The organism is Bradyrhizobium sp. (assembly GCF_049512235.1).
Classification (GTDB): domain Bacteria; phylum Pseudomonadota; class Alphaproteobacteria; order Rhizobiales; family Xanthobacteraceae; genus Bradyrhizobium.
In genome coordinates this window covers 1-3,992 of sequence record NZ_JBEKXH010000548.1, presented here as the reverse complement: position 1 = coordinate 3,992, position 3,992 = coordinate 1, and the positions used below count along the sequence as shown (strand labels likewise).

Here is a 3,992-nt window from a genome sequence, read left to right as displayed (position 1 = left end):
TGACCGCTTCGACGACGTCACGGCAGACGAGGCAGGGTCTCGCCTGCCGCGGGTGTTCATTGCCGGCGATGCGTGCCACACGCACAGCGCCAAAGCTGGCCAAGGCATGAACGTATCCATGCAGGACACATACAACCTCGGGTGGAAGCTCGCCTCTGTCCTCGAAGGGCGCGCCAAGCCGGACCTGCTTCGTACCTACACGGTCGAGCGCCACGCGATCGCGCAGGGCCTCATCGACTTCGACAAGGAATGGTCGAAGATCATGGCCTCGCCGCCGAAGAATCCGGACCACCCGGAACTGGGGGGCGTCGATCCCGCGGAACTTCAGGCCTATTTCGTGATGTCGGGCCGCTACACGGCCGGCGTCGGGACGCATTATCCGCCGGCGACCTACCTGACCGCCGAAGCGACGCAGCAAGCGCTGGCCAAAGGCTACACGATCGGTATGCGCTTCCACTCGGCGCTCGTCGTGCGCCTTGCCGACGCCAAGCCGGTGCAACTCGGCCACGCAGCTCGGGCCGACGGAGCGTGGCGCATCTACGCCTTTGCCGACGCGAGCGGAGAAAGGCTGCGCGCGCTCATGGATCACCTCGCGCAATCGGAGCGGTCGCCGATCCGGCGGTTCACCCCGCGCGGGGCGGATATCGACAGCGTCATCGACGTCCGCGGGATCTTCCAGCAAGGGCATCGCGACCTCAAGGTCGAAGCGCTGCCGGCGATGCTGGTGCCGCGCAAAGGCCGGTTCAAGTTGATCGACTATGAGAAGGCCTACACGCCCGACCTCAAGAACGGTTCGGATATCTTCGATCTGCGCGGCATCGACCGCGAGAGGGGAGCGGTGATCGTCGTCCGTCCGGACCAGCACGTCGCGAACGTGCTGCCGCTCGACGCATACGAAGGGCTCGCCGACTTTTTCGGGCAGTTCTTGCTCGATCAGCACTGGGCGTGATGCAGCGCAGGAACCGTGCCGCCCCGCGCCGCCGGACCCGACAAAATGGTTTGAAGGAAACGAACAATGGCAAAAAAGTTAGGGAGGAATTGGTGATGCCCGCGCAAGCAAAATTCATCGACGTTCAAGAATTTATCAACCAGCGCAAACTATCACGGTTGCAGATGACGCTGTTGGGATTATGTTTTCTTGTCGTTGCGATCGACGGCTTCGACACAGCCGCGATAGGCTTCATCGCCCCCGCTATTAAAGGTGAATGGGGATTGACGCCAGGACAACTCGCGCCGTTGTTCGGATCCGGATTGTTTGGCTTGATGGCGGGCGCCTTTCTTATCGGCCCATTCGCAGACCGGCATGGCCGCAAAGCCGCTCTGGTTCTGTCGGTCGTCTTCTTCGGTGCAATGAGCCTGCTCTCCGCCAGGAGTTCCGATATAACGATACTCATTGGCCTACGTTTCCTTACCGGCCTCGGGCTCGGCGGTGCGATGCCAAACGCAATCACCCTGACCTCAGAATATTGTCCGGAAGGTCGCCGCTCGTTTCTGGTCACTCTGATGTTCTGCGGCTTCACCATCGGCTCCGCGCTCGGTGGGATCGTCGCTTCGCAGATCGTCGCGGACTATGGTTGGCGTTCGGTGCTAATCGTCGGTGGCGTTCTGCCGCTTCTGCTTGCACCGGTGCTTTTATATATTTTACCCGAGTCGGTACGCTACCTGGTTATGAAGGGCAGCGAGCCGGAACGTATCCGAGCGGTTTTGCGTCGTATCGATCCGGAGGCCGAGCTTGCAAATGCGCATTTTACTGGCGCTCACAAACCGCATGGCTCTCCAGTCGCCCAGCTATTCGAAGGCGACCTGGTACGCGGAACACTATTGCTGTGGCTCACATTTTTCATGAGCTTGCTTGTGGTCTATCTGCTCTCGAGCTGGTTGCCGACGTTAATCCATAACTCCGGCGTAACCCTCAAGACCGCATCATTGATTACCGCGATGTTTCAGATCGGAGGCACCGTCGGTGCGGTTACCATCGGGCGCTTGATGGACAAGGCGAATCCGCACAGTGTGCTTGGAATCGCGTATGCCTCAGCGGGGATTTTCATATTCCTGATCGGCAATGCGTCTGCTTCGCCTTGGTTGATGGTGCTTGCGGTGTTCGGCGCCGGATTTTGTGTATCCGGGTCTCAAGTAGGTGCGAATGCCCTGGCTGCCGGTTACTATCCGACTGCGAGCAGGGCGACCGGCGTTAGCTGGTCGAACGGCATAGGGCGCATCGGATCGGTACTGGGATCCATGATCGGCGGAGTGATGCTTTCCCTCGATTGGGGTCTACCCACGGTGTTTGCGGTCGTGGCGATTCCAGCATTCATAGCTGGACTGGCCATATTCGTTATGGGAAAAGTGCGCATTCCACTGGTCGCGACCGCGGCTGCGGCGCTCTAAACCTGGGCGCGGTTTTGAGTGCCTGATCGTAACGGATCGTCAGAGGCCGCGAACCAGGGCGGAGCGCGGTCTGGTGCGCACGGTTCCGGTGGCGCCGCAAGCCGGGCATTTGAATCGCGTCGTTCCACCGGGCGCAGGCAGCCACACCTCGATCGGTTCGCCGCAGCCCGGACATGCGCGGCGCGTCAGCCTGGGCGATCCCGGGCGGTCGGGCGCGGGGCCGAGATGCGCTGCGATCGGGTCGAGGCCGACGGCGGCGCGGCGGTCGTCGACGGATTCGGGGTCGCGCAATCGTGCCGCCACGAACCGGCCCTCGTGGACCGTAAGCTGGGTGCCATAGAGCTGCGGGTCCCCGCTCGCCAACAACACCCGGTCTGTCAGATAAGCGAAATCGGCGGGCGATGCGTCGCCGCGCCCGGCCGCCTGTCCCAACAGCTCCAGGCACCGCCGCTGGAAAGCCGGGTTCAGGTCGGCGTGCTGCGCCAGCAGCCATGCTGCGTGCGCGGCTTGCTCGCCGACCAGCGAATGGCCGGGCCAGCCGATCTGATCCACGATCGCCATCAGCCACGCGGTGTTGTCACTGTCCATCTCCATGAGCCGCGCCATCGCCGCAGGCGCGCCGGCGTACGCGGAGCGGGCGGCGAGATCGATGTCGCGCCGGCGCACCAGTTCTTCGCGCAATGTGCCGGGGTCGATTGCGGCGCGCTTCTGCCGGCTTCGGCGCGGCGTTTGCATCAGCGCATCACCGTAGCCGAGTTGATGCGCGAGCTTGACGGTATGGTGCCACAAGCGCTGCTCGCCGTGCCATCCAGGCGGCGGTTCGATCGTCGGGGGAACCTCGACCCGGCGCGGGATCGGGTCGCGCAGAAAGCCGTGATCGTGACCGCCGATGACCCCGCTGCCCGGCGGCCCGAAGCGCGCGAACGGCGAAGCTTCCGGATGGCGCATCGCCTCGATCGCGGCGTCGTCGGTGCGCAGTCGCAGCCATGTCGCGATCGCTCGCAACTGCGTCCGAGTGTCGTTGAGGATGTCCTCCGCCCGCACCCGCATAAGTCGGTCTGCAGGCAGCGTCGCAGTGACGCGCAGGATACGGGCGTGAATGTCGCACCAGGCAGCGAAGCCCGTCATCGGCTCGCCGAGGCGGGGATGCTCCGGCACGGTCCGGCCGAGATGCTCTGCCATCGAGGCCTGGGTGGTCGAAGGATGCCTGGTCAGGTGCAGGTAGCGCGCTTCCGGATAGGCGGACGCGAGCCGGCGCAGCGCGGCGGCGCTGGTGACGTTCTCGGGTGATTTCTCCACCGCGGTGCGTGGCGCGAGCCGCGCCAGCAGGACGTCAAACACGTCCGCTCCCGACCAGTGCCCGCGCTGGCGCAGCCATGCCTGCGCCTCGGCCAGGCTCGGGGCGGTCTGATCGCCGAACTCGATTTGCGCCAGGGCTCGCACCAGGCCAGGGCTGGTGTGGGTGAAGCCGCGCTCGATCCAGTAGGACGGAAGCGACGCCTCCAACTCGCCGATGCTGCGGTAGCTGAACAGCTTCAGTTCGGGCAGTCCGGCAAGGTCCGGATGCTGGCCGATCATCGTGGCGATCACCGACGTGTAGGAGC

At 64.0% G+C, this 3,992-nt stretch carries 3 protein-coding genes; 2 read left to right on the top strand and 1 reads right to left on the bottom strand.

Annotated features, from left to right (window positions below; all coding sequences use genetic code 11):
- Together ABSG20_RS31460 and ABSG20_RS31455 are read left to right on the top strand one after the other, a co-directional pair.
- Positions 1-949, top strand: a 949-nt coding sequence (locus ABSG20_RS31460; RefSeq protein ID WP_423868347.1) for an FAD-dependent monooxygenase, incomplete at its 5' end; no start/stop codon positions are given.
- A gap of 95 nt (positions 950-1,044) precedes the next feature.
- Positions 1,045-2,388, top strand: a complete 1,344-nt coding sequence (locus ABSG20_RS31455; RefSeq protein ID WP_423868346.1) for an MFS transporter — start codon at positions 1,045-1,047, stop codon at positions 2,386-2,388.
- A 39-nt stretch (positions 2,389-2,427) separates the two neighbouring features.
- Here the strand turns inward: ABSG20_RS31455 and ABSG20_RS31450 are convergent.
- Positions 2,428-3,992: DUF6624 domain-containing protein (locus ABSG20_RS31450; protein ID WP_423868345.1), on the bottom strand; the 1,565-nt coding region annotated here is incomplete at its 5' end.

Coding starts and splice junctions, on each gene's coding strand:
- ABSG20_RS31455 (WP_423868346.1), top strand. CDS start 1,045: ATGCCCGCGCAAGCAAAATTCATCGACGTTCAAGAATTTATCAACCAG.